General features: G+C 65.0%; 12 protein-coding genes. 8 read left to right on the top strand and 4 right to left on the bottom strand.

The features are described 5' to 3' along the window. Nucleotides 1-67: 67 nt before the first annotated feature. The 4 genes from JIM94_RS01530 to JIM94_RS01515 all read left to right on the top strand — a co-directional run bounded on the left by JIM94_RS01530 (nucleotide 68) and on the right by JIM94_RS01515 (nucleotide 8053). A complete protein-coding gene (locus tag JIM94_RS01530; RefSeq protein WP_200253950.1) occupies nucleotides 68-4072 on the top strand; it encodes a DNA-directed RNA polymerase subunit beta' in 4005 nt (1334 codons plus the stop codon). 560 nt (nucleotides 4073-4632) lie between these two features. Then, on the top strand, nucleotides 4633-5910 hold the full coding sequence (locus tag JIM94_RS01525) for an NAD(P)/FAD-dependent oxidoreductase (RefSeq protein WP_200253948.1): 1278 nt from the start codon (nucleotides 4633-4635) through the stop codon (nucleotides 5908-5910). Beyond that, on the top strand, nucleotides 5907-6941 hold the full coding sequence (locus JIM94_RS01520; RefSeq protein ID WP_200253946.1) for a FecCD family ABC transporter permease: 1035 nt from the start codon (nucleotides 5907-5909) through the stop codon (nucleotides 6939-6941). The genes JIM94_RS01525 and JIM94_RS01520 overlap by 4 nt, the downstream gene beginning before the upstream one ends. Before the next feature lie 137 nt (nucleotides 6942-7078). After that, entirely contained in the window at nucleotides 7079-8053 is a 975-nt protein-coding gene (locus JIM94_RS01515; protein WP_200253944.1) for a FecCD family ABC transporter permease, read from the top strand. 4 nt (nucleotides 8054-8057) lie between these two features. On the opposite strand, the gene JIM94_RS01510 is transcribed toward JIM94_RS01515, so the two are convergent. Genes JIM94_RS01510 through JIM94_RS01495 form a run of 4 tightly spaced genes read right to left on the bottom strand, consistent with a single transcriptional unit; the run spans nucleotide 8058 to nucleotide 13925 of the window. Next, nucleotides 8058-11015 carry an acyltransferase domain-containing protein gene (locus JIM94_RS01510; protein WP_200253942.1) on the bottom strand — a complete coding sequence of 986 codons (2958 nt, stop codon included), beginning with the start codon at nucleotides 11013-11015 and terminating at the stop codon, nucleotides 8058-8060. Then, nucleotides 11015-12310 (bottom strand): beta-ketoacyl [acyl carrier protein] synthase domain-containing protein, encoded by a 1296-nt coding sequence (locus tag JIM94_RS01505; protein ID WP_200253940.1) that lies wholly within the window; start codon nucleotides 12308-12310, stop codon nucleotides 11015-11017. The genes JIM94_RS01510 and JIM94_RS01505 overlap by 1 nt, the downstream gene beginning before the upstream one ends. Then, the gene (locus tag JIM94_RS01500) at nucleotides 12307-13095 is read right to left on the bottom strand and encodes a thioesterase II family protein (protein WP_200253938.1); all 789 of its coding nucleotides are present in this window, start codon (nucleotides 13093-13095) and stop codon (nucleotides 12307-12309) included. Before JIM94_RS01500 ends, JIM94_RS01505 begins: the two co-directional genes overlap by 4 nt. After that, nucleotides 13092-13925, bottom strand: coding sequence for an ABC transporter ATP-binding protein (locus JIM94_RS01495; protein WP_200253936.1), 834 nt, complete (start codon nucleotides 13923-13925; stop codon nucleotides 13092-13094). The genes JIM94_RS01500 and JIM94_RS01495 overlap by 4 nt, the downstream gene beginning before the upstream one ends. Nucleotides 13926-14272: 347 nt before the next feature. Here JIM94_RS01495 and JIM94_RS01490 point away from each other — a divergent pair, with 347 nt between their 5' ends. Genes JIM94_RS01490 through JIM94_RS01475 form a run of 4 tightly spaced genes read left to right on the top strand, consistent with a single transcriptional unit; the run spans nucleotide 14273 to nucleotide 26044 of the window. After that, nucleotides 14273-18688: a non-ribosomal peptide synthetase gene (locus JIM94_RS01490; RefSeq protein WP_200253934.1), complete on the top strand. Its 4416-nt coding sequence runs from the start codon at nucleotides 14273-14275 to the stop codon at nucleotides 18686-18688. Then, nucleotides 18685-19332, top strand: a complete 648-nt coding sequence (locus JIM94_RS01485) for a phosphopantetheine-binding protein (RefSeq protein ID WP_200253932.1) — start codon at nucleotides 18685-18687, stop codon at nucleotides 19330-19332. Before JIM94_RS01490 ends, JIM94_RS01485 begins: the two co-directional genes overlap by 4 nt. Beyond that, entirely contained in the window at nucleotides 19332-20525 is a 1194-nt protein-coding gene (locus JIM94_RS01480; RefSeq protein WP_200253930.1) for an acyl-CoA dehydrogenase family protein, read from the top strand. Before JIM94_RS01485 ends, JIM94_RS01480 begins: the two co-directional genes overlap by 1 nt. Beyond that, entirely contained in the window at nucleotides 20522-26044 is a 5523-nt protein-coding gene (locus tag JIM94_RS01475; RefSeq protein WP_200253928.1) for a non-ribosomal peptide synthetase, read from the top strand. The genes JIM94_RS01480 and JIM94_RS01475 overlap by 4 nt, the downstream gene beginning before the upstream one ends. Nucleotides 26045-26082: the final 38 nt, after the last annotated feature.

Here is a 26082-nt window from a genome sequence, read left to right as displayed (position 1 = left end):
CAGCTAATCACCGATATTCTTTTTCTCCACACAACACCCCCGGAAAGACGGGGGGAAAGGGAGTTACGTGCTCGACGTCAACTTCTTCGACGAACTCCGCATCGGCCTTGCTACGGCCGACGACATTCGCCGCTGGTCCAAGGGCGAGGTCAAGAAGCCGGAGACCATCAACTACCGAACCCTCAAGCCCGAGAAGGACGGCCTGTTCTGCGAGCGGATCTTCGGACCCACCCGCGACTGGGAGTGCGCCTGCGGCAAGTACAAGCGTGTCCGGTACAAGGGCATCATCTGTGAACGCTGCGGCGTCGAGGTGACCAAGTCCAAGGTGCGCCGTGAGCGCATGGGGCACATCGAACTCGCCGCCCCGGTGACCCACATCTGGTACTTCAAGGGTGTTCCCTCACGTCTCGGCTACCTGCTGGACCTCGCGCCCAAGAATCTTGAGCGCATCATCTACTTCGCCGCGAACATCATCACCTCCGTCGACGACGAGGCTCGGCACAACGACCTGTCCACTCTGGAAGCCGAGATGCTCCTGGAGAAGAAGGACGTCGAGGCCGACGCCGAGTCCGACATCGCCGACCGCGCGCAGAAGCTCGAGGAGGACCTCGCCGAGCTCGAGGCCGCCGGAGCCAAGGCCGACGCACGTCGCAAGGTGCAGAACGCCGCCGACAAGGAGATGCAGCACATCCGCGAGCGCGCGGAACGTGAGATCGCCCGACTCGACGAGATCTGGAACACCTTCGTCAAGCTCACCCCGAAGCAGATGATCGTCGACGAGACCATCTACTCGGAACTCGTCGACCGCTACGAGGACTACTTCACCGGCGGTATGGGTGCGGAAGCCATCCAGACCCTCATCCGCAACTTCGACCTCGACGCCGAGGCCGAGGAACTGCGCACCATCATCAACGAGGGCAAGGGCCAGAAGAAGGCCCGTGCGCTCAAGCGCCTCAAGGTCGTCGCCGCGTTCCAGCGTTCCGGCAACGACCCCGCGGGCATGGTCCTCGACAGCATCCCGGTCATCCCGCCGGAGCTGCGCCCGATGGTCCAGCTCGACGGTGGCCGTTTCGCCACCTCCGACCTGAACGACCTCTACCGTCGCGTGATCAACCGCAACAACCGCCTCAAGCGGATGATCGATCTCGGGGCCCCCGAGATCATCGTCAACAACGAGAAGCGGATGCTCCAGGAATCCGTCGACGCCCTGTTCGACAACGGCCGTCGCGGACGTCCGGTCACCGGACCGGGCAACCGACCGCTGAAGTCCCTGTCCGACCTCCTCAAGGGCAAGCAGGGTCGTTTCCGTCAGAACCTGCTCGGTAAGCGCGTCGACTACTCCGGTCGTTCCGTGATCATCGTCGGTCCGCAGCTCCGCCTCCACGAGTGCGGTCTCCCGAAGCTGATGGCCCTGGAACTCTTCAAGCCCTTCGTCATGAAGCGGCTCGTCGAACGTGACTACGCACAGAACATCAAGTCCGCGAAGCGGATGGTCGAGCGCCAGCGTCCCGAGGTCTGGGACGTGCTCGAGGAGGCCATCTCCGAGCACCCCGTCATGCTGAACCGTGCGCCCACCCTGCACCGCCTGGGTATCCAGGCCTTCGAGCCCGTGCTCGTCGAGGGTAAGGCCATCCAGCTGCACCCGCTCGCCTGTGAGGCCTTCAACGCCGACTTCGACGGTGACCAGATGGCGGTCCACCTGCCCCTGTCCGCCGAGGCGCAGGCCGAGGCCCGCATCCTGATGCTGGCATCGAACAACATCCTCTCCCCGGCGTCCGGTAAGCCGCTGGCCATGCCCCGTCTGGACATGGTCACCGGCCTGTACTTCCTGACCCTGGACAAGAACACCGACGAGTTCGGTGGTCAGGGTGCCTACGAGCCCGCGTCGGAGAACGGACCCGAACGTGGTGTCTACAGCTCCTTCGCCGAGGCGATCATGGCCTACGACCGTGGGATCCTCGGGCTCCAGGCGCCGATCAAGGTCCGTATCTCGCACCTGCGGCCGCCGGCCGACATCGAGGCGGAGCAGTTCCCCGACGGTTGGAACCGGGGCGACGTGTGGATGGCTCACACCACCCTCGGCCGCATCATGTTCAACGACCTGCTGCCGTGGAACTACCCCTACCTCGAGGGCGTCATGGTCCGTAAGGGCGGCGGCAGCGACAAGATCATGCTCGGCGACGTCATCAACGACCTCGCCTCCCGCTACCCGATGATCACCGTCGCGCAGACGATGGACAAGATGAAGGACGCCGGTTTCTACTGGGCCACCCGGTCCGGTGTCACCATCACCATGTCCGACGTGCTGGTTCTCCCGAACAAGGCCGAGGTCCTCGATCGCTACGAGGCCGAGGCCCGCGAGATCGAGCGCAAGTACTGGGTCCAGGGCGCACTCACCGAGCGTGAGCGCTACGACCGTCTGGTCGAGCTCTGGAAGGACGCCACCGACACCGTCGGTAAGGCCGTCGAGGACATGTACCCCGACGACAACCCGATCCCGATGATCGTGAAGTCCGGTGCCGCCGGCAACATGCGCCAGATCTGGACCCTCGCCGGTATGAAGGGCATGGTCGTGAACTCGAAGGGTGACTACATCACCCGGCCGATCAAGACCTCCTTCCGTGAGGGACTGTCCGTCCTCGAGTACTTCAACAACTCCCACGGCTCCCGTAAGGGCCTGGCCGACACCGCGCTGCGTACCGCCGACTCGGGTTACCTCACCCGTCGTCTCGTCGACGTCGCGCAGGACGTCATCGTCCGCGAGGAAGACTGCGCCACCCGACAGGGCATCAAGGCGCCGGTGGCCGTCGAGGTCACCGACGCCCTCGGCAACGTCAGCGGACACCGCCGTCACCAGCTCGTCGAGACCTCCGTCACCGGGCGGGTTCTCGCGGCCGACGCCACGGACACCTCCGGTGAGGTCATCCTCGCCGCCGGTTCCGACCTCGGTGAGCTCGAGATCGACGCACTCGTCGAGGCGGGTGTCGCGGAGGTCAAGCTCCGCAGCGTCCTCACCTGCCAGACCCCCACCGGAGTCTGCGCCAAGTGCTACGGGCGCTCCATGGCGTCCGGCAAGCAGGTCGACATCGGAGAGGCCGTCGGCATCGTCGCCGCCCAGTCCATCGGTGAGCCCGGTACCCAGCTCACCATGCGTACGTTCCACCAGGGTGGTGTCGGTGGCGACATCACCGGTGGTCTGCCCCGTGTCCAGGAGCTCTTCGAGGCCCGCGTCCCGAAGAACAAGGCCCCGATCGCATCGGTCGCCGGAACGGTGCACCTCGAGGACGAGGGCAACTTCTGGACCCTGACGATCACCCCGGACGACGGCTCGGACGAGGTCGTCTACGAGAAGCTGTCCAAGCGACAGGGGCTCGCGATGATCAACGCACCGATGGAGTACTCCCCGGGCTCCCACATCGACAGGACCCTCCAGGAGGGCGATCACGTCGACGTGGGCGACCGTCTGCTCCGCGGCCCCGCGGACCCGCACGACGTCCTCGAGGTCCTCGGCCGCCGTGGTGTCGAGCAGCACCTCATCGACGAGGTCCAGGCCGTCTACCGGGCACAGGGTGTGGCGATCCACGACAAGCACATCGAGATCATCATCCGCCAGATGCTGCGTCGCGGTACCGTCATCGAATCCGGCTCCACCGAGTTCCTCCCCGGAACGCTCGTGGACCTCGCCGAGGCGAAGCTCGCCAACGCCGAGGCCCGTGCGGCCGGCGGCGAGGTGGCCGCCCTGCGCAGTGAGATCATGGGTATCACCAAGGCCTCGCTCGCGACCGAGTCCTGGCTGTCGGCGGCCTCCTTCCAGGAGACCACCCGGGTGCTCACCGACGCCGCGATCAACAAGCGTTCCGACAAGCTCATCGGGCTCAAGGAGAACGTGATCATCGGTAAGCTCATCCCGGCCGGTACCGGCATCTCCCGTTACCGCAACATCTCGGTCAAACCGACCGAGGCGGCGCGGAACGCGGCGTACGCCATCCCGACCTACGGAGACTCGATCTACGGTGACGACGGCTACGGTGAGTTCACCGGTGCCTCCGTCCCGCTGGACGACTACAGCTAGTCGAGTGTGCGGTGGCGGGAGCGATTCCCGCCACCAGACGAAAAGCCCCCGCTGGGTGTGCCCCGTGCACCCGGCGGGGGCTTTTCGGATGCTGAAGCCCGGTCCGGTGGGTGGCACGGGCACCGTCAACCGGGTGCGGGTGGTCGGGACGTCATCATCTGCTCCGACGGACTCCGGAGGGGCAGGAGACGAGCGGCACGGGGGTTGGGCGACGGTGCTGTCCCGGAGGTGCGCGGGACCTGCGGCTGTGGAGCCTGCCCCCGGTGATCCGTCACCGCCCGTCCCCCTTCCGTGATGGTGTTCCCGGGGAGGGGGCATCGGAGTGTGCGGAACAGTGCCCCGGAAAGGACGGGACGCACTGCGCCCGTGACCGCCCCGATCGCCACGGTTGCTCGGCCGTTTCCTCGAATCCGGCCGGTCGGCCGAATGGTGGACCATTGCTGTGGTGGACGTTGTTAACTACAGTCGGACATGGCCAGGGCAGCCTAAGCTAATGGTGAGGTTGGGGTGTTTTGTGGCCGGTTGTCATGTAGGCGCACTGTCAGTGAGGATTAGGTGGAGTGACATCAACTACCGGATTGGTCGTGGTGGGGGCTGGGCCGAAGGCGATCTCCGTGATCGCGAAAGCGGAGGCCGTCAGGCGGTGCGGGGGTTCGGTACCCGAGATCACCGTGGTCGAGTCCGGGCGGATAGGTGGAAACTGGCGCGAGGGATCAGGGTGGACGGACGGGCATCTGTCGCTCGGGACGTCGCCGCTGAAGGACATCGGTTTTCCCTACAGCTCCCGTTTCTCCCTGTCTGCCGAGCATGACGTCGATACGGTGTTGGCGGAGTTGTCCTGGCCGAACCACCTCCGCCTCACAGGAGGCTACAGCGATTGGGTGGACAGAGGGTGCCCCGCTCCGCAGCATCGCGAATGGGGCCAATACCTGGCCTGGGTCGCTGAATCCGTGGGATGCCGTCCACTCAGGGGAAAGGTCGTGTCGGCGGACATCGAGGATGGTTGGTGGGTGGTCGGGATCGACGAGGGGAACGGAAACCCACGGATCATCCGTTCACGCTCGTTGATGCCCACGGGACCGGGTTCCGCTGTCACCAGGTTCGGTGACGTTCCGGGACTGTTCTCCCAGGAAGATTTCTGGTCGTCGCGGGGGGATCTGTCGCGTTTTGTGGGATCGTCGGTGGTCGTGATCGGTTCCGGTGAGTCGGCGGCGGGCGTCATCTCGAGACTGGCGGAGGTGGGGCCGGCGCGTGTCACCATCGTTGCGCCGGGGGCGGCGGTGTATTCCAGGGGCGAGGGATTCTTCGAGAATCGACTGTACTCCGAGCCGGACGGCTGGGCTCTGCTCAGCGTCCCGCAGCGACGTGAGTTCATCCGCCGGACCGACCGCGGTGTCTTCTCCGGCGACTTGGTGTCCCGTTTCTCGGGGGTCGGTCAGCTGACCCACGTGTCCGCGAGGGTCTCCGGTGTGAGGGGATCCGGGGAAGGGCCGGTGGTCGATGTGGTCAAGAGTGACGGTACGGCGGAGAGCCTGACAGCCGATTCGGTGGTCGACGCGTCAGGGGGTGACCCCCTGTGGTTCACCTCTCTCTTCGGTCCGGAGACGCACCGGCTCGTCATGGGCGGGAGGGGCGATTCAGCAGCTGTTCTGGAAGCGCGGATGGGTCATGATCTCTCCGTGGAGGGGTTGGATCCGAAACTCTTCCTGCCGACGCTGTCCATGCTCAACCAGGGGCCGGGGTTCGGGAACCTCAGTTGTCTGGGGGAGCTGTCCGACAGAGTGCTTTCGGGGTTGGGTGTGGAACCCGGTGAATCCTCTCGGGTGGAAACGGCATGAAAACCACACGTGTCCGGAAGATCCGGCCCGGGGAAAGCCGTGAACCGCGTTTCCGGGACGGATTGGTGGTCCGTGTCTGCGGCGCGGTCACGGTCCTGTTGCTCGCCGTGACGCTCAGTTTGTCGGTCGGTGCACAAAGTGTTCCGCCCGGGGAGGTTCTCGGTTCGCTGGTCGACTACGATCCGGTGAACGTCAGCCACATCATCGTGCGTGAGACACGGTTGCCGAGAACCGTCACGGCGATCCTGGCCGGAGTGGCTCTCGGGGTGGCGGGGTGCACGATTCAGGCGATGGTGCGCAATCCCCTCGCGGATCCCGGTCTGCTCGGTGTGAACTCCGGAGCCGCGTTTGCTGTCGCGGTCGCCGCCGCCACTCTGGGGGTGTCGTCGCAGTCGTCACTGATCTGGTTTGCTCTGGTCGGTGCTCTTGCGGCATCGGGGTTGGTGTATTCCCTCGGAACCCTGAGTCCTGTCAGGATGCTGCTCATCGGGACAGCGTTGACTGCGGTGCTCACCGGCCTGACCGCGGCGGCCACGCTGTTGGATCCGCGGGCGTTTGACCGCATGCGGTACTGGGCGGTCGGGAGTGTCGATGGTCAGGGATGGGCGGCCATTGCCTCAGTCGTTCCCTTCGTCATCGGTGGTCTGCTGTTGGCGTGTGTTGTGGCTGTCGCGTTGAATGCGGTGATGCTGGGTGATGACGTCGCCTCTTCTCTGGGGGTCAACGTTGTGGGCGTTCGTCTGGCGGGATCGATCGCCGTGGCTGTTCTCGCTGGCGCGGCCACCGCCGTCGCCGGCCCGATCTCCTTTGTCGGTCTCCTTGTCCCCCATGTCGCGCGACTGCTCGTCGGTGTGGATCAGCGGCGGGTCCTGTTGTTCGCCGTCTTCTTCTCGCCTGTGGTGCTCATTCTCGCCGACGTCGTCGGTCGGATCATCGTCCGCCCCGCTGAAATGCCCGCCGGCGTCACGGTCGCATTCTTCGGTGCGCCGCTCCTTGTGTTCCTGATCCGTAGAAGTGGGGTGAAGCTGTGATGACCGGGACACGACATCCCGGGCCGCCACGTGATGTCCGGTTACGGCTCGGTACGTTCGGGATTCGGGTGGGGCGGCGACCATTGACGGTGTCGCTCATTCTGATGGCGGTGACGGTGCTGGTGGGGGGTTGGGGAATGACAGCCGGTCCGTCTCCGATCACCGTCACGGAACTGGTGTCGGTGCTTCTTTCCGGCAGGGATTCGACGACGCAGAACGCGGAGATCGTCTGGACCTGGCGTCTACCACGAACCGTCACCGCTCTGGCTGCGGGAGCCGCCCTGGGGGTCAGTGGGGCTATCTTCCAGTCGGTGACGCGGAATCCACTGGGAAGTCCGGACATCATCGGTTTCAACACCGGTGCGTACACCGGTGCGCTCATCGCGACAATCGTCGCACCCCCGACAGCGGCATCCGTGCTGTCGATCTTCGGGGTCCCGGTCAACCCGGGTTTCTACGTCATCGCATTCGGAGCCCTGATCGGTGGTCTGACCACCGCCGCGCTCGTACTCGGTCTGTCGAGGGTGAAGGGGTTGACGTCCGGGTACCGGCTCATTGTCGTCGGTATCGCGGTGTCCGCCGTACTGCATTCCCTGAACATGTGGATCATCATGAAGTCGCACATCAAATATGCGATATCGATGACCGTGTGGGGTTTCGGTTCGCTCAACGGTGTCAGCTGGCCGGAGGCGAAGGTGGTCGTTGCCGGGTGTGTGTCCGGTCTGATCGTTCTTCCGGTGGTCAGGCGGACGTTGACTATTCTGGAGATGAACGACTCGTCTGCTCGTGGACTCGGGGTCAACCCGGACGCACAGCGGATTTTTCTGGTCGTGGTGGGTGTTCTTCTGACGGCTGCGGTCACGTCCATGGTCGGTCCGATCATCTTCGTGGCCCTGGCGGCGCCGCAGATCGCCCGTCGACTGACCGCTTCCCCCGGTCCGGCACCCTTTTCCGCTGCCCTGACCGGAGCCGTCGTCCTCGGTTTCTCTGATTGCCTGGCTCAGGTTCTTCCCACTGAGTTGCCTGCCGGTGTCATCACCATCAGCATCGGTGGTGTCTATCTCCTGTGGTTGCTCACCGTCGGTTCGGTAGATGCCCGGATGCGCCGGTGACCGGTCACGGCTGCCGGTTGTCCAGATCGTCGAGGGTTGCTGTGCCGAGCAGTTCCTCCACGGACACATCCATACCGAAATCCCGGCTGAGGTTGGTACGTACGGAAATCGCCTGGACCGAGTCGAGACCGAGCTGGACGAGAGGGATGTTTCTCTGTGCTTCATCGACGTCGCTCACTCCGAGAGCGGTGAGTACCGCGGAAGCCGGTGATGTCGAGGTGGCCCTGTCTCCGGAATCCGGGGTCCGTCCGTGTTCCACCACCGGCTCCGGGTGCCCGGAATCCAGGTCGTCGAACTCCGCACCCAGTAGACGATCACGACCGTTCAGTGCCAGGGCCTCACGGAACTGTCCCCAGTCCGCGGCCGCCACGATCCGGTTGCCCGGAGCCCCGGGGAGGACCGTGGGGAGTGCGTCCGACGGTTCGAAGGAAATCAGACCGGTACCGTGCGCCGCCGCCGCAACGTTCCTGTAGCCGTCGTCGCTCCTTTCGGCGGGAGGGGTGAAAAGGCCCCACTGCACCGAACGGACATCGGTCGGGAGGGCTGCGGTCGCCTGTGTGTCCGTGATCCGGTTGACGGCGCAGTACGCGGCGAAACCGGCCCCGTTGAACTGCGCTGAAACTGATGAACACAGCAGCACCGTGGTGTCGGGGGCGGAGCCCAGTGCCTGGAGCAGTGCCGCGGTGATGCGGGCCTTTCCTCCCGCCGCACCACGTAGGGCGTCAGCCGTGGCGGTCGCCCCGGATGCGAGTTCATAGTTCACTGCGGCATGCACGACGCAGTACGGGGCGGAACCGGGGAATCGTGCGAAGAGTCTGCGGAGTTGTTCCGGGTCCTCGGCGTCGAGGGTGACGTGTTCCAACGTGCATTCCGGTCTGCTGTCGCGCAGTGCCGCCAGTGCTCCGGCCGTGTGTCGGGAACGGGTGCGACTGGCGAGAACGATGTGACGGGTGCCGGACTCGGCGAGGTGTCGAACCGTCGCCCAGCCGAGATGTCCCGTACCACCGAGCACGACGGCAGTGTCGGGGGGAGGGCCGGCGTCGGGAACCGCGACAGGGAGAAGTCTGCGTCTGAAGTGCAGTCCGCCGCGCACCGCATTCTCCTCGTCGGTGGTGTGGACGGCACGGGCGATGTCGGCCGCCCACTGCTCCGCGGGGTCCGTCGGATCGAGGTCCACGCTGCGGAAAGGCAGTGAGTGCTCGGCGGCGAGACACCGTAGTGCCGCCACCGCGCCGGCGGATCCCGGGTGGGGGATGGAACCGCAGACGGCTTCGGCTCCCCATGTGACGGCGATGATGCGTGAAGACGGTTTGAGGAGCACCTGTGCGGCCTCGTCCACCACCCTGGCGGCAGCTTCGACGGGGCAACCGTCCCGGGGTACCACGGGGATGACACGTACCGGTGACGATGAGTGTTCCACGCGGTGCGAACCGTACCGGGCGAGCTCCGCCCGGAGAATATCCGGTGCCAGTCCGGGGTGGTCGTCTTCCATGACGACCGTCGTCGCGGGACCGAGGGGGGAGTGCCACACCCGTTCCCACGTCTCAACGACGTGATCGGGACGGGGGCCACGGGGTGCGTCACCTCCGCCGGTACGTCCGTGACGCGGCGGCAGCCAGAACCGGTTACGCCGGAGAACCGTGGGTGGGAGCGGAGCGGGGAGACCACCCGGGGGAGTCAGATCCCCGGACGGTGAGGTGACCTCCAGCAGGCAGGCTGTTTCGAGTATCGCGGACTGCACAGCTTCGACCGGATCGCTGTTCCTGGCGGGAGCCACGACTGTGCCGCTGTGCCCGGCGAGGCACTGACGCAGCGCCCCCGCGAGTACCGGAACGGAGCCCATCTCTATGAAGAGATCGGCACCTCCGGCGGATGCCTCGCACACGGCGGGGTGGAAGGCCACTTCGTTGCGGAGATTCTCGGCGACGAATGTGGTGAGGGGCAGTCCCTCCGGCAGGGGGCGACCGCCGTAGGTGGGACTGAGAAGAAGCGTCGATGGTGGATCGATGGTCGGGTTCCCGGAGATCTCCGGTGACCTGACCACCTGGTCTGTAATGTTATCTATGATACAGGTGTGGGCCGGGTAGTCGACGGAGATGACTTTGGTGAATATCCCTCTGCCCTTCAGGTTCTCCGCCAGTTCGGTGATCGCGTGGTGGTCGCCGGAGACGCAGCACGCTTCCGGTGAGTTCACCACCGACACCTCGGCGAACCCGTTCACGGCGTGTGCGCTCTCGGAGACGGTCGTCGCGTTCGCCGCGGCGAAGAGCATCGCGTATGCGCTGCTGTCGGAGAGTCCGGCGACGGCGCGGGACCGTGCTCTGACGGCCGAGAGCGCATCCCCGGATGACAGCGCACCGATCTCGTGCATCGCCCCCAGTTCACCCTGTGAGTGTCCGATCACCGCCCACGGACGTATGCCCGCCCGGCGCCAGAGTGCGGCCACTCCGGCAGTGTGCATGAACAGGGCCGGTTGAATGACTGTGACCGGTGGCGTCGCGTCGCCGTGGCCCCTCAGATACGCTTTGACGGCGGCACTGATCTTCGGTGACCGCTCCAGTCGGTCGAGTTCGGAGCACAGGGCGTCGACTGTTTCGGCGTAGGTTGTGCACCGGTCGTACAGGTGCCCGCCCATGCCGTGGCGCTGGCTTCCCTGGCCGGGGAAGACGAAGACCGGTTTGTGGAGTGTCGCACGGTCGACGTGGATCCCGGGTGACGGAGACGGTGGCCCGGAGTCCAGGAGCCGGGCCAGGTGTGCGCTGTCCCCGGCGGCGACCGCGACGATCCAGTTGCCGGGTGTGCGCCTCCTCGCCAGTGCCGCAGTGAGTGCGTCCACATCGGTCCGGGGATTCTCTCTGAGCCATTCCGACAGTACGGCGGCCGTCTGGTCGGTGACGTCACGGCAGTGGCACGGGATCGAGATGAGTGTCGAGCCGTCGGGGAGCCGGGGTGTCATGGCCATTACTGGTCCTTTCCTCGTGGAGCCGGGTACGCGACGATGAGGTGCGTGTTGGTTCCCCCGATGCCGAATGAACTCACTGCCCCGATGCGGTGGCCGTCGCTGATTCTCCACGGCTGGCCGTCGGCGGGAACCAGTCCGAGTTCCGGCACCGGTACAGCCGGTGCGGAACCGATGATGGTGGGGGGCGCTGTCCCCTGCCTGGCACCGAGCATCAGCTTGATCAGTCCGATGGCGCCCGCGGCGGCCTGGGGGTGGCCCATGTTGGACTTGACCGACCCGAACGGTACGGGATGTTCGTGGTTCCCGTAGACCCGGGACAGGGCCGCCATCTCGATGGGGTCCCCCGCACGTGTACCCGTGCCGTGGCCCTCGATGCAGCCGACCTGCCGGGGAGTTATCCCGGCTGATCTCAGTGCCCGCAGCATCACATCGACCTGCCCCTCCTCGGACGGGGCGTGGATCGGTCCTCCCCGGCCATTGTGGTTGACGGCGCTGCCGAGAATCCGGCCGTGGACGGTGAGATTGTGGGCCCGGGCGAAACTGCTGCTGCACAAGACGAGTACCGCGGCCCCTTCCCCCCAGACCGTACCGTTGGCTTCCGCCGAAAAGGGACGGCACAGGCCGTTCGTCGACAGGGCCTGGTTACGGGAGAATTCGACGAACATCATTTCCGAGCCCATGACGGTGACCCCGCCCGCCAGCGCGACCGTGCATTCCCCTGCCCGAATCGCGGCGGCCGCATTGTGGATCGCGGTCAGTGACGCCCCGCAGCCGGTGTCCACCGTGACACTTGGACCGTGCAGGTCGAGGTGATGGGAGATCCTTCCCGAGATCGCACTCAGGGAGCTTCCGACGAGCTTGTGTCCGTTGTAGTCGTCGGGTACGGCCATGTCGGGTCCGTACCCGGACATCAGTGCACCCATGAAACAACCGGTGTCCGTACCCGCGAGATCCGCGGGCGTCCAGCCGACGTGCTCGACGGCTCTGTACGCGACCCTCAACCCGACACGTTGCTGAGGATCCATGATCCGGGCTTCATGGGGGGTGATGCCGAAGTACTCCGGGTCGAATTCCGCTGCGCCGGTGAGGAAACCGCCGCGGTCCGGTACGGGTGCCCATCCGGGCCTCTCGTGGAGGGAGAACAACAGGTCAAGGTCGTACCCCCGGTCGCGAGGTAGAGGACCACACACGTCTGAGCGGGAATTGACCATGTCCAGAAATGTCTCGCAGGAATCGGAGTTTCCCGGAGTCTCCAGACCTATCCCGACGATCACGATACCGGGTTCGTCGGTCATGACGGCCCCAGATCCCCGTAGGCCTGCAGGGTCGCCGCAACGACCGCCTCCCGGTTGTCGTTGATGTAGAAGTGGCTTCCGTCAAAGAGCCGGGGAGACACCGCGGAGGCACCGTGGGCCGCCCATCGTCGTAGCTGCGCGGGGGAGACCACCGGGTCACGGTCCCCTCCGAGCACGACTATCGGGCAGGAGACGCGGGTGTCGGGGGAGCAACTGTAGCTGTCGATCATCGCGTAGTCCGATTTGAGGACGGGCAGCGTCAGCGCCATCATCTCCGGGTTCTGGTGGACACTCCGGTCGGTGCCCCCGAGTTCGATGAGGCGTGTGATGATGTCGTCGTCGTCCGTGGGATGCCGTGGTTGGGCGGTCACCTCACCCGGCGGAACCACGGCGGAGACCGCCAGCAGGTGCACCGTGAGGCCGAGTTTCTCCAGTGCGCGAGCCGTCTCGAAGGCGACGATTCCCCCCATGCTGTGTCCGAACAGGATCAACGGCCGGTGTTCATCGCGTGAGACCAGTTCCAGTGCGGTCCCGGCCGCCAGTTCCCGGACGTCCTGTGCCGGTGTCTCCGTGCGCCGGTCCTGCCGGCCGGGATACTGCACCACGACCGGGGCGGTGGATCGGCTGAAGTGTCCGCTGAGTTCTCGGTAGGAGGACGCCCCCGTGCCCGCGTGGGGACAGATCACCACCATCGGGGCCGACTCATCGTCAGGTGTCCCGTGAAATTCGCGTAGCCAGACCGGACGTGCGGTGGGGGCCGGGCTCGTGCCTGCCGGTGGGTTCATGGTGCCACCGCCCGATCGGAGGTGCAGGTGCGCCTTTTCCCTATCGGGATGATGAGGGGGCGGTCGCTGACGGGGTCCTGTGTGATCGCCGCCTCCAGGCCGAAAACCTCACGGAGCATGTCCGTGGAGATGATGTCCCGCGGGTGTCCGGTCGCCGCTATCCGTCCCTCCTTCATGATGATGAGATGATCCGAGTAGCGGCAGGCCAGGGCGAGATCGTGAAGCACCATCACCACCGTTCTCCCGTGGTCGGCGCACAGTGTGTCGATGAGGTCGAGGACCTCGATGCAGTGTCTGAGGTCGAGATAGGTGGTCGGTTCATCGAAGAGGACCAGATCGGTCTCCTGCGCCAGGGTCATCGCGATCCAGGCGCGTTGCCGTTGTCCCCCGGAGAGGGAATCGACGGGGTGGTCCGCCAGTTCCGAGGTGTGCGTGAGCTCCATCGCACGATCGACGGCGGCATCATCTGACGGGGTCCAGCTGTTCAGCCACGAGTGGTGGGGGTGCCGGCCGAGGGCCACCAGATCACGCAGGCGCAGCCCCTCGGGTGCGGTGGGGGACTGCGGCAGCAGACCCATGCGTCGAGCGAGTTCTCTGGTGGAGAATCTGGTGATATCAGTTCCGTCCAGCAGTATGTGGCCGGTCGTGGGGCGGAGTAGCCGCAGGAACGTCTTCAGGAGGGTCGACTTGCCGCAGCCGTTCGGTCCGATGATGGTCGTGACGGCGGAGCCGGGGATCTCGACGTCGATACCGTCGAGGACGGGACGGTCGCGGTATCCGACGGATACTCCGGCGGAACATAGTCCGTCCACCTGGTTCTTTAATTCCATAGCTCCCCTTTCGTCGTCGTGTCCGCTGTACGGTTCTGCGTCTGGTTCCGGTCGGTCGCAACCGTGGGGCCATGGTCGGTGACGGGGTGCGGTGCATGGCTGTCGATATCGCCGGAAGCATGGTCACGGAGGCCTGTCCGGCGAAAAACTAATGTTGTGACGATTGCGACCAAAACAGTCGTTAGCATATGCTATCCTACATTGTAGTTGCAGGTTCTGGAAGGCTGTCAAAGGCGGGCGGAACCCGGTTGACGGCTCCGGATACCTGTGGGGAACAATGAGCTGAAGGGGTGAACGATGGATCTTTCTCGTCCGTTCCTCTGTCCGCCGGTTCGGGGCGGTCAACCGTGACCGCCGCAGACTCCCGGAGCAGACGTCTCGGAAAACTGCGGTCGGTGGTCCGTAAGTCCAGGGAGCGGAGCGGTACCGCTGCGGTCGGGGGGCGGGTCACCTCCCATGTGGAACGGATACTGCTCTTCCACCGTTCCGATCCGACCGGGATCGCCCTGAACATCGGCGTCGCGGTTGAGTTTCCGAATCCTCTGGACCGGGACCGGCTGACCGGGGCGCTCCACCGTGTGGTGGAGCGGCATTCTGCGCTGAGGAGTCGCTACCCGCTCTCGGACGCGGGGGCGGAGATGGTCACCGACCTGCCCGGTAGATGTCCCGTCACCGTCATCCGGGGCACGGATCCGCTCGATGCGGCGAATCATGACGTGCAGATTCCTTTTCGCCTCACCGCGGAGCATCCGATTCGGGTCACTCTGGTTGAAGGGAACGGAGAGGGGACGGTCACCGGAATGGCGGTCACCGTCCACCACGTGGCTTTCGATGACAGCTGCTGGGGGCCGTTCTTCACCGATCTGTCCGCGTTCTACCGCTCGGGGGAACCGTTGCCGGTTCTCGAGGGTCCACCGTCCGTCCCGTCTGTCCGGGTGGACACCGAATTCTGGCGAGAGATCGGGAGGACCAGCCGTTTCGCCGGATGGGCGGATCCCGGAGACGCGGTACCGTCACTCGCGGACAGTGTGGAAATCCCTGTCCCGCCCGAGGAACTCAGTTCCCTGCGTGACTGCGCGGCCCGCCGCCGGGTGAGTGTGTTCACGTTGATTCTGGCTTCGGTGCGGCTGGCGATGCGTCGTGGTCCCGGTCGTTGTGCGGTGGCCGTCCCCATATTGCTGAGGGACCACGATGACGGGGAGGGGGTGTGGATCGGATATCACGGTAACACCGTCATGGTTCCGTTGGAGGTGGTTCCCGGAGAGTCGGCGTCCGAGTACACCACCGGCTGCGGGGCGGCGCTCCTCGACTCTCTCGGTCACGGGCACACCGATTTCGCGGAGCAGGTGCGCCTGATGGGGTTGACGGGGGCGACGCGCGGTATCGATGTCGCGGTGGCCAGTGAAAAGGTGGGAATGACCGTGACGATCGGGAACGGTGAGTGCCGTGTTCTTCCCGCCCGTCTGCCGGTGTGTCAGATGCCGATCAACGTCATGTTCCGTGACCACGGGGACAGTGCCGCCATTGCGGTCAACTACCAGACCGCCCGTATCGGTGCCGGGTACGCACGCTCCTTCCTCGCGGCCGTCGCCGAGTCGATGCGTGAACTCGTCCGGGACGATGAGGCGGTACCGGTACCGGCGGCCCTCTCGGAAACAGGTGGGCAACCGGCACCGTCACGGACGGGAATTCTCGATGAACTGGTGCGGTCGGTGGAGGAGCATCCTGCACGGATCGCGGTATCCGGTCGTGATGCGGTGTTGAGTTACGCCGAGCTGTGGGCCGCTGTGGAGCAGAAGGCCGCACTTCTCCGGGCGAACGGTGTCAGGGCGGGTGACACCGTCGCGGTAGTTTCCGGACGTTCAGTTCAGTCCACGGTGTCGCTCCTGGCAATACTGAGGTCCGGTGCGGTCGTCACCGAGATTGATCCCCTGACACCATCGGACAGGATCCGGATGCTGTTGGATTCAGCACAGGTCAAGGTGGTCGTCACCGACAACGGTGATGTCCGCTCCCTCGCCCGTGACAAAAAACTGGTGGTCATGGATCCAGGTGCCCGGACCGGCGGTGGGGTGGGGGGTGAGGAGATTCCGCTCCCTTCACCGGGGCAGATCGCCTGTGTGATTCACACCTCGGGTTCAACGGGAAAACCGAAACCCGTCATGATCACCCATGCGGCACTGGGGGCTCATGTCCGCTGGTTCCTGCCCACGTTCTACCGGCACGTGGAACCGCCACGTTGGCTGCACACCGCGTCAAAGGGATTCGACATATCCATCGGGGAGATACTGTGCACCCTGGCGGTCGGGGGTGAGGTGATTGTCGCGCCGGACGGGGTGGAACGGGACCCGGCCCTGATGGTGGCTGCGGTGGCTGAATCACGGTGCAACATCGTCCACGCCGTGCCCACCCTGCTCCGCCACTTTCTCAGCGCAGCCCACAGAAGCGGTACGGAACTGCCGTACCTGCGTTTCATCCCCGTGGGAGGGGAGGCGTTTCCCACGGACCTCGCTGAGGAGGTCCGGACCATGCTCCCGCAGGTGACCATCGGTAATTTCTACGGCCCGACCGAAACCACCGTTTCCGTCACGGGACATCTCGTATCCGGTGACGAACCGCCGGGTGTCGTGGCTGTCGGTCACCCCAAAACAGATACGTCATGCGAGATTCTCGACGAATGGTTGGACCCGGTGGCGGAAGGTGTGACCGGGGAACTCTACATCGGTGGTGAAGCCGTCGCCACGGGGTACCGTTCGATGCCCTCCGAGACCGCGGCCCGTTTCGTTCCTGCTCCCGGTGGACGTCGTCGGTACCGAACCGGAGATCTGGTCAGATCGGGCAACGGTGAGTTTCACTTCATGGGCAGAAGCGATGACCAGGTGAAGATCGGCGGCGTCCGTACCGAGCCCGGGGAGATTTCCGCGGTGGTCCGCAGATGTCCGGGAATCGCGGATGCCGTGGTGACCATCAGCGGCACCGCAGTCACCGCGTACATCACCGCCACTGACCCGGCAGTGCAACCTGACGAATCCTCGGTCCGTGCATCGGTCGCCGAACAGTTGCCCCCCGCGTTGGTGCCTTCCCGGGTGATCACGTTGGAGCAGTTCCCCCGCACCGCCCACGGGAAGATAGACAAATCCGCTCTACCTGCACCGCCTGCGGGAGCACCGGAGCATGGTGGTGATCCGGAGATCGTCGCTGAGGTGGTACGGATCTTCTCCGGTGTCCTGGGCGGTACACCGGTCGGTCCCGGGGACTCGTTCTTCGCTGTCGGGGGGCACTCCCTGCTGATGGTGGAGGTTGCGGCCGAGTTGACCAGGTCCTTCGACGTCGAGGTTCCGTTGTCGGCCATCTTCGCCGATCCAACTCCCGGGGGACTCGCAGTGACGATCGGGGAGATGCTTTCCACAGGTGACGATGTCGTGTCAACGTCACCGTCAGTCTCGCCGTGCCCCGGTGAACGGGGCCCGAGACCGGACCGCCCGCCACTGACCGAGGCACAGCGCCGGTTGTGGATCGTCGACCAGTTGCAGGGTCCGTCGGATCTGTACACTGTTCCCGCGGCCGTGGAAATCAGTGGTGATGTCGATGTCGAACAGGTCATATCCGCCATCCGTCTGATGGTTGAACGGCATGAGGTTCTCCGCACCAGTTACCCGGAACACGAGGGCCTTCCCTGGCAGAACATCACCGACTACGTTCCCGATGTCACCGTGATAGACACCGGTGACGAGACCGACGACGCCCTGCGACTGCTCGCCACCACGGTGTTCGACATCACGGACGAGGTTCCCGTTCGCTTCGCCCTGCTACGTCGTGGGGCGGGGGACCTCGTTCTCTCCGCCGTCTTCCATCACATCGCCTGTGATGACGCGGCGGTGAGGGCACTGCCCGGGGAACTGGCCGAATGCCACCGTGCCGTCGTCGGCGGAGGAGAAACCGGTGCGGTGGCCGTTCGACGACAGCCTGCGGACCGGGCCGTGGACGAACGTCACCGGGATGACACCGCGGCGAAAGAGTACTGGAGCAGGGCTCTCGCCGGAGCGGTTCCCGGTGACGTCTGCGGGGACGGAAACACGGGGGACGGTGAGCTGCTGAGCTTCGACCTGGACAGCGACACCACCGCGCTATTGACCGAGGCTGCGGCGGCTATGTCCGTCACCAGGTTCATCGTCGTCTTCGCTGCACTGACCGCACAACGGGCCATCGTCTCGAAAAACGGCGACCAGATCATCGGTGTGCCGTTCTCGACCCGTGAAGCGGGGGACGACCAGTTCGGTAGCAGTGTCAATATGCTGCCCCTCCGGGTGCGGGTGGATGCCGGGAGCTCTTTCAGGGATCACATCGCGGCCTGTGCACGTGCCGCCGCGGGGGCATTCGATCATGCGGCACTGTCCTACGAGACGATCACGCAGTTGGGGGATGCCGCGCCGACAGCCTCCAGGTCGTCCCTTTTCAGGGAGATTCTGCAGTTCCGTGAACATGATGCGGACGTCACCGCAGACGCCGACGGTGTGACATTCCGGATGATTCCCCAGACGGCCCCCACGGCCAAATACGACTTTGCGTGGGATTTCTTCGATCGGGGTGACGGTACCACCGGAGGTGAGTTCGTCTACCGGGGCAGTCTGCTCACCCGACAGGCGGCGCAGTCAATGGTCGACCTGTTGCGCGACACTCTCGTCCGACTCTGTCGTGACACCACCGCCCCCATAACCCCTGAACATCAACAGACACCTACCAGACAGAGAGGCCAGCAATGATGACGCAACCCGACGATCACACAGCTTCACGTGCAGTTCTGACGGATGTCGACCGTATTGAAGACGCTATCGTCGCGGCCGTTCCGACCGATCGTGGCTGCGACGCACTCATCGCCTGGGTCACCGGTGACCGGACCCTGCCTCCGGAGGCCAACCCGGAATGGAGCCCCGGAACCGCGTTGCAGCAGGAATTGCTCGGTGCAGGTGTCGACAGGGCCCTCATTCCCGGGAGCATCGAGTTCGTGGACGAGATCCCGACCTCGGTCGGGGAAGCTCCGCCCTATGCCACCACAGGACAATTCGATCCACCGGAACCGGGCGTGGAAACAGAACTCGCGGACATCATCGAGTCCGTGTGTGTGGTGGTCAACCTGGGTAGGCACGACGATTTCTTCGCCCTCGGGTGCAACAGCATTCAGGCGATCAGCATCGCCAGTCGATCCCGGGCGACGTCTCATCCGGTCACGGCCCGGATGATTTTCGAGAATCCGACGATAGCCGATCTCTGTGCCACCGAAGCCGGAGAGGCGCATGTGACAGCGGATGAGGGGGACGGTACCCCGGGGGAGAACCCGCCCCCCATGAGTGCATCGGGCCTCGACCACGAGAGTCTGGTCGCTCTCCTGAAGAACGGGCAACAGTGATGACGGCGGCGAAACACTTCCCCGGTGGATGCGACGCCGACACGGCCGATGAGCTCTGTGGTGGCCTCATCACGGAGTTACGGGACCGGGGGATCGCGGCGAACGAAGAAGCCGATGGTTCCGCACTCAGCCTCTTCTCCGGATCCCGGGCCCCCGGACTCGTCGTGCCCCGGCACGCCGGGGGCATCGGGGTTGACGGGTCCACCGCGGTGGCCGTTCAATCGGCACTCGCCGGAGTGGCACCTTCCGTGGCGGTCGCCACCCTCATGCACCATCTTTCCGTGGTCACCCTCTCCGACTACATCGGGTGCTATCACGGACATGATGCGGAACAGTGGGAACTTCTGCGGGCGGTGGCCGAACGGGGGATGCTGATGGCCTCCGCCATCTCGGAGGGGCGCTCGGGGGCTGAAGCCCTCGCCCCGGCGACAACCGCACGTCGCAGTGGTGACGGCTGGATCATCAACGGAAGCAAGAAACCGTGCAGCCTGTCGCGGTCCATGGATCTGCTCACCTGCACCGTTTCCACCTACAACGAACAGGGTGTTTCTCTGGGAGTGAGTCTGGCGGTCTTACCGGCACAGATACCGGGAATCACCACCGCGGACCTCTGGACGAGCCCGGTGCTGCTCGCGGCAGAAAGTCACGAAGTGCGACTGGATGATGTGCGGGCTTCCACAGGTATGGTCCTACCCCCCGGTCCGGGTGGGAACCTCGATGAACTCGGTCTGTCCGCATGGGCGTGGTTCAACGTCCTGGCGGCGGCAACCTATCTGGGTGTCGCCGTGGAACTGACCTCACGCGCGGCGGAGTCTCCACGGAACAACGCGGCACAACTCGGAGCTTTGGCCGCGAAGATCTACGCGTGCCGGAACGCTGTCGATGCCGCGGCAGAACACCTCGTGCCCGGTGGAGACGCGGACGCGGCGTTCACCCACTCCGTAGCGGCACGCGCAGTGACAGAGATCCTCGCGCCGGACATCGCCGTCGGTGCGTTCGATCTTCTCGGGGGACATGGCCTGGCCTGTGATCCGGTTGCCCCGGCGCTGTTGGCGGCCAGCCGGGCGTTGCGGTTCCACCCGCTCTCCTCGGACAGGTCACTACCTGTTCTGGGGGAGTGGATATCGGGGAACGCACCGCCCACGGAACTGTTCCGGTCCGGAAACCACGAAGAGGACGGAGGCCGCGCATGACGGTGGCTCAGGTATCCCGCTACGAGGCACGGATGTGCGGGGCGGATCCCACGGAGATCATCTCCCGCGCCGAGACGCGGGGTCTGCGGACGGTGGACGCCGCGTGCAGTGCGGAGACCGTCGCACTGTGCGAGGAGATCACCGTCGTGCAGTGCGACGGAGATACTCTGCGCATCGTGACCCCCGGCGCCGGGGGAGCGTCTGCCGCCCGGGAGGTTGCCTGGGCCCTCACCGGACAATCGGCCCCCGAGCCAGATCGGTACGGTGACAGTTCTCCCGTGCGTTTCCCGGACAAGCTGAGTGTGCCGGTCGGATGCCATGAACTGCCGGAATCTCTAGCGGACATACTCGGCCTTTTCACACCGGGCCCGCTCGCGGACTACCGGTGCCGGGACGTTCAACCTGTGGGGGGACCGGCGATAGCGCCGAGTCGGTTCATCATGCCCGCCCCGGACGGACTGCGGACGGTCACGGACACCGGTGACCCCGCGAACGATCATCCACTTCTGCTGTGGCCCGACGATGACGGGTGGCACCTTGATTTCACTGTCGATGTGTTCGACCGGTGCGACATGGACACGCTCGTCGCGGCGCTCGGAGCCGGTGATCCCGCCGATGTCGTCGAGCGGACACCCGGGGGAACGGTCAACACACTCATCGTCGGGGCCCTGGAATCCGGTGGAGGGCGCCCGGCGGTACGGTGCGGAAACGAGGAGCTCAGCTGTGGGGAGCTCAACCTCGAAGTCGGCAGGTTGGCGGGGCAGCTCGAGCATGCCGGGGTGAAGCGTGGTTCCGTCGTCGGCGTGCACCTGCCACGGTCGATTCAATCTGTCGCGGTGATTCTCGCGGTTCTACGGCGGGGCGCCGCATACTGTCCCCTCGACCCGTCACTGCCGACCGCCAGGCTGCGGACCTACGCTCAGAAGGCGGGGATCGATGCGGTTGTCACGGAAGATCCACACCGGTGGGACCTACCTTGTGTGGTTCCGGACAACGCGTGGGAGGATTTCAGCCCCGGGCAGGTGGAAGTGTGCGGTGGCGATCTGTTCGCCGTGTTGTTCACCTCCGGTTCCACCGGTTCCCCGAAAGCTGTCGGTCAGACCGTGTCATCGATGACCCGTCTGGCTGAGTGGCATGTCTCGAGGTCCCTGAGACACCGTGGGGGCGTCGTCGCCCAATACACGACCCTCAATTTCGATGTGTCCATCCAGGAGATGATCGCCGCCCTGGTCACCGGTAGTGTGCTGGACATCGTGCCGGACACGCTGCGGGCTGACGGCGAGGGGCTCGTCGCGTGGCTGCGGGAGCGTCACATCACGGAGTTCTTCTGCCCCCAGGTCATGCTCCAGGAGATCTGCCGCGTGGCGACGGCGTCCGACCGCCCACTGACCGGGTTGCGTCACATGTACCAGGCCGGTGAACCACTGGTCATGAACACCTGGATCCGGGACTTTCTCGTCGCGCATCCCGCGACCACACTCCACAACCACTACGGACCAACCGAAACCCATGTGGTCTGCGAGTTCTCCCTGTGCTGTGGTGACTACGGGGACGGGCCGGTACCACTCGGCCGTCCGACGACACCGGGGGCGGTTCTGGTTCTGGGGCCTGACCTCAGTGTCCTCCCCCCGGGAAACACCGGTGAACTCTATGTCCGCGCCCCCCACACAGCCCGGGGATACACAGGACAACCATCTGCGACGGCCACCACGTTCCTTCCTGATCCGGTTCGTCCGGGGGAACGGATCTATCGCACCGGGGACATCGTCGAGCTCGATGAGAAGGGCTGTCTGCATTTCGTCGGACGCGTCGATGACCAGGTGAAGATCCGTGGACACCGGGTCGAACCCGGTGAGATAACCGCCTGTGCCCTGGCGGTTCCGGGAGTGGGGAACGCGGCGGTGCTCGTCGTCGAAACGCCCGCCCACGAGAAACAGCTCCAACTCGTGGTCTCCGGGAACCCGGAGAACCTGCAGGATGCTGTGTGCCGCAGGTTGTCCACGGATCTACCCGACTACATGATTCCGGCGACGGTAACCGTTGTCGACGATATTCCGCGCACATCAACCGGCAAAGTGGATCGCAGGGCACTCCTCGAGAACGCTGGCGACGGGACAGACAGGCGACCGGAGCAGCGAGAGACGGACGCCATCTCGCTGGCCTGGGAAAGCGTGCTCGGAGTTCATCCGGGTCAGGACGATGATTTTTTCGCGCTGGGTGGAAGTTCCCTTTCCGCCGTCTTCCTGTCCCGGGAACTGTCGACCGCATTGTGCACGCCGGTCGGTGTCAGGGACATCCACGACCACCCCGTTTTCAGCGATCTTTCCGCACTGCTCCGGCTCCGTCGTGAAGAGAAGGGCGGGACACAGACTCTCTTCGGTGCCCTGACCCGTGATCCCGGGGGCCGGTATGAGCCCTTCCCGCTCCTGGACCAGCAGCAGGCCTACATAATCGGGCGAGACCCGGAGTTCGATGGTGGTAACGTCGCGTGTCATCTGTATCTCGAATACACCGGAGCGTCGGGCTCCCTCGACCACCGACGTCTGGAGGACTCACTCAACAGGGTCGTCGGATCCCATCCGGCGTTACGGACGGTGTTCGATACGGCCGACATGACGCAGCGCGTGCTCCGGGACCCGGGGAGAGTGACCATACCGATCACCCGTGGCCGGGAAGCCGACGGTCGGGAGGTACGGCGAAAACTGTCCCACAGTCAACATGACTTCGCCCGTTTCCCGCTCTTCGAGGTCGAGGCCTGCGATGACGGCGACACCTACACGCTGTGTGTCAGCATCGACGCGCTCATAGCCGACGCCCACAGCGTTCGCCGCATCATGACGGACTGGGAGAAAGCCTATCGGGGTGAACCGTTGACCGCCGGTGAAGGTCAGGGCGCGACTTTCAGGGACTACGTGCGGAACTACCTGGAGTGGAGGGAAGGGGCAGGAGCGGAAGCCGTGGCCGCCGCCGCACGCTACTGGAACCGGCGCCTGGCGTCGCTGCCTGCGGCGCCCGCACTACCGCTGGCGGCGACCGGCCCCGGGGACCCGCACTTTGAGAACCTGCGGTACACCGTCGACACCGATGCATGGGGAAGCGTCAAGGACGCCGCAGCGCTTCACGGTGTCACCCCCAATGCCGCACTGCTGGCGATCTATTCCGCGGCGCTCGCGGAATACTCCGATTCGGGTCACTTCATGATCAACGTCCCCACCATGGGGAGGGACTGCACCGACACCGCGGTACAGGACATCGTCGGTGAATTCGCGTCATTCATTCTTCTCGACGTCGACGTCCGGGACGTCAGCTGCATCGCCGAGCTCGCCGTCCGGATACAGAAGAGATTGTCCGCCGACCTCGCCAACACCGCAGTGTCCGGGGTGGAGGTCCTACGGAAACTGCAGCACCACCGCGGCAGTTTCTCCGCACCCGTGGCGCCGGTGGTCTTCACCAGTGAACTCGGGGTCGCGGACGATATGGGGAGTTTGTTCGACGGGGCACTGACCCAGAGTTTCGCGGTGTCCCAGACCCCGCAGGTCTGGTTCGATCTCCTCGTTTCCGAAGAGAACGGCTCGTTGTTGCTTCGGGCGGATGTGCTGCAGGGACAGTTCGAGGAGGGGGTTTCCGACAACGTCTTCGCCGGGGTGGTGAGAGGCGTCCGTTCATTGACGGAGCGTGCGGCATGGCTGGCTCCGCTGTACCGGACGGTGGGTACCGCAGCGGCTCTGGCAAGGGGCTATGGTGGCAGACCCGGTGCGGTCGAAGACCTCGTGGAGCCCATCTTCACACATCCGGGTGACGGTGTGGCGGTCATTGCCCCGGACCGGCGGGTCAGCCGAAACGAGTTGGCCGGTCGCTCCGCCCGCATCTCTGATCTGGTGGGCGGTCACGCCGCTGACGACGGGCCGGTGGCGGTGGCCGTCGGTGATGCCGCGGATACGGTGGCCGCGATCTACGGTGTGCTGGCGTCCGGGCGTCCCTATCTCCCCGTCGACCCCGATTGCCCCGTCTCCCGGGCCGCGAAGATGTTCACGGCCGCCGGAATCAGTGCCCTGATCACCGACCGCCGTGACCTCATGGATCTCTGTCCGGCTCCGGTCATCGACGCATCCGGGACGTCTGCATCACGTAGTGCGGTCCCCACCGTCGTCGAATCGGGGAACCGGTGCGGAGCGGTACTGTTCACATCGGGCTCCACCGGTACGCCGAAAGCGGTTCCGGTTCCGGTGTCCGGGATGCGGTTGTGCGTCTCCGAAACTCTCCGTCTCATCGGTATCGGCCCGGAGGACCGCAGTCTGGCCCTGTCCCGTAACCATCACGACCTCTCTTTCTTCGATCTCTTCGTCGTCCAGGCCGCCGGGGGATCAGTGGTGGTTCCACCTCGCCGGCCCGATCCCGAGGAGTGGGCGCGACTCGCCGTCGAGCACAGGGTGACGTGCATCTGCGCGGTACCGGCAGCGGTGGACATGCTGCTTGACGGGGCTGCCGCGACCGGAGCTGATCTCAGTGGTCTGCGAATCGTCATGACCGGTGGGGACCGGGTTCTGGAACAACTGGTCGAGCGACTCCGTGAGGCAGCTCCGGAGGTCCGGGTATTCAGCATCGGTGGTCCCTGTGAGACAACCGGGTGGAACATCGTCTATGAGGTACCGGCGGAGGGGCCGCCCCCGGGGTGGGACGGCGTTCCCTATGGTCGACCTCTACCGGGCACCTATTACCGTATCGTCGACAGCTCCGGACGCGACCGTCCTGACGGAGCCGTCGGAGAAATGGTAGTTGCGGGACCCGGTGTGATGGAGGACTATCTCGGTGACTGTCCCGGTGCGAGATTCACGACGGACCCCCGTACCGGAATGCGGTGGTACCACACCGGTGATCTGGGATCCTGGAAAGATGGTCTGATCCGCTTCGTCGGTCGTGCTGACCGGCAGTTGGAGATCCGGGGAAACCGCGTTGAACCCGCCGAAATTGAAGCGGTGTGTAAAGACGTCGATGGAGTGCTGGATGCAGTGGTGGTGCCGCTGCGGTCGGGCGCAGAGGTCGTCGGCACCGTTGTTTTCATCACCGGCGACGCGGATGTGACTGATGTCGGGAATGAACTGCAACAGGCGCTTCTTCCTGCGGTACGGCCACGAGGGGTCCACAAACTCGACTGTTTCCCCGTCAATCGTGCGGGGAAGATCGACCATGCGCAGCTCGAGAAAGCCGCCGCCGACACGTTCGTCCGGGAAGACGGCGACACGGATCCGCTGACTGAGCTCATCTGTGACATCTGGGCCGAGCAACTGCAGATCGACAGCGCCCCACCGCACCTGAGTTTCTTCGACCTCGGCGGAGATTCACTGACCGGGTTCCGGCTCATAGCGACTCTGCGCGAATTCTTCGGTGACGGTGTTCCTGTGTCCGTCCGGGACGTCATGGGGGGATTGTCGCCCCGGCATCTCGTCGACCTGATGCGGGCCAGTCCGGAGAAACGTGAGTATGAGCATCTCGCGGACCTGTACCGGTCGACGGTCTGACCGCTCCGGAAACCGACGAACTGACCACGGAAGAAGAT

The organism is Corynebacterium pygosceleis, from assembly GCF_016595275.2.
Lineage (GTDB): Bacteria > Actinomycetota > Actinomycetes > Mycobacteriales > Mycobacteriaceae > Corynebacterium > Corynebacterium pygosceleis.
The sequence above is the reverse complement of the archived record's forward strand: the minus strand, read 5'-3'. Positions and strand labels throughout refer to the sequence as shown.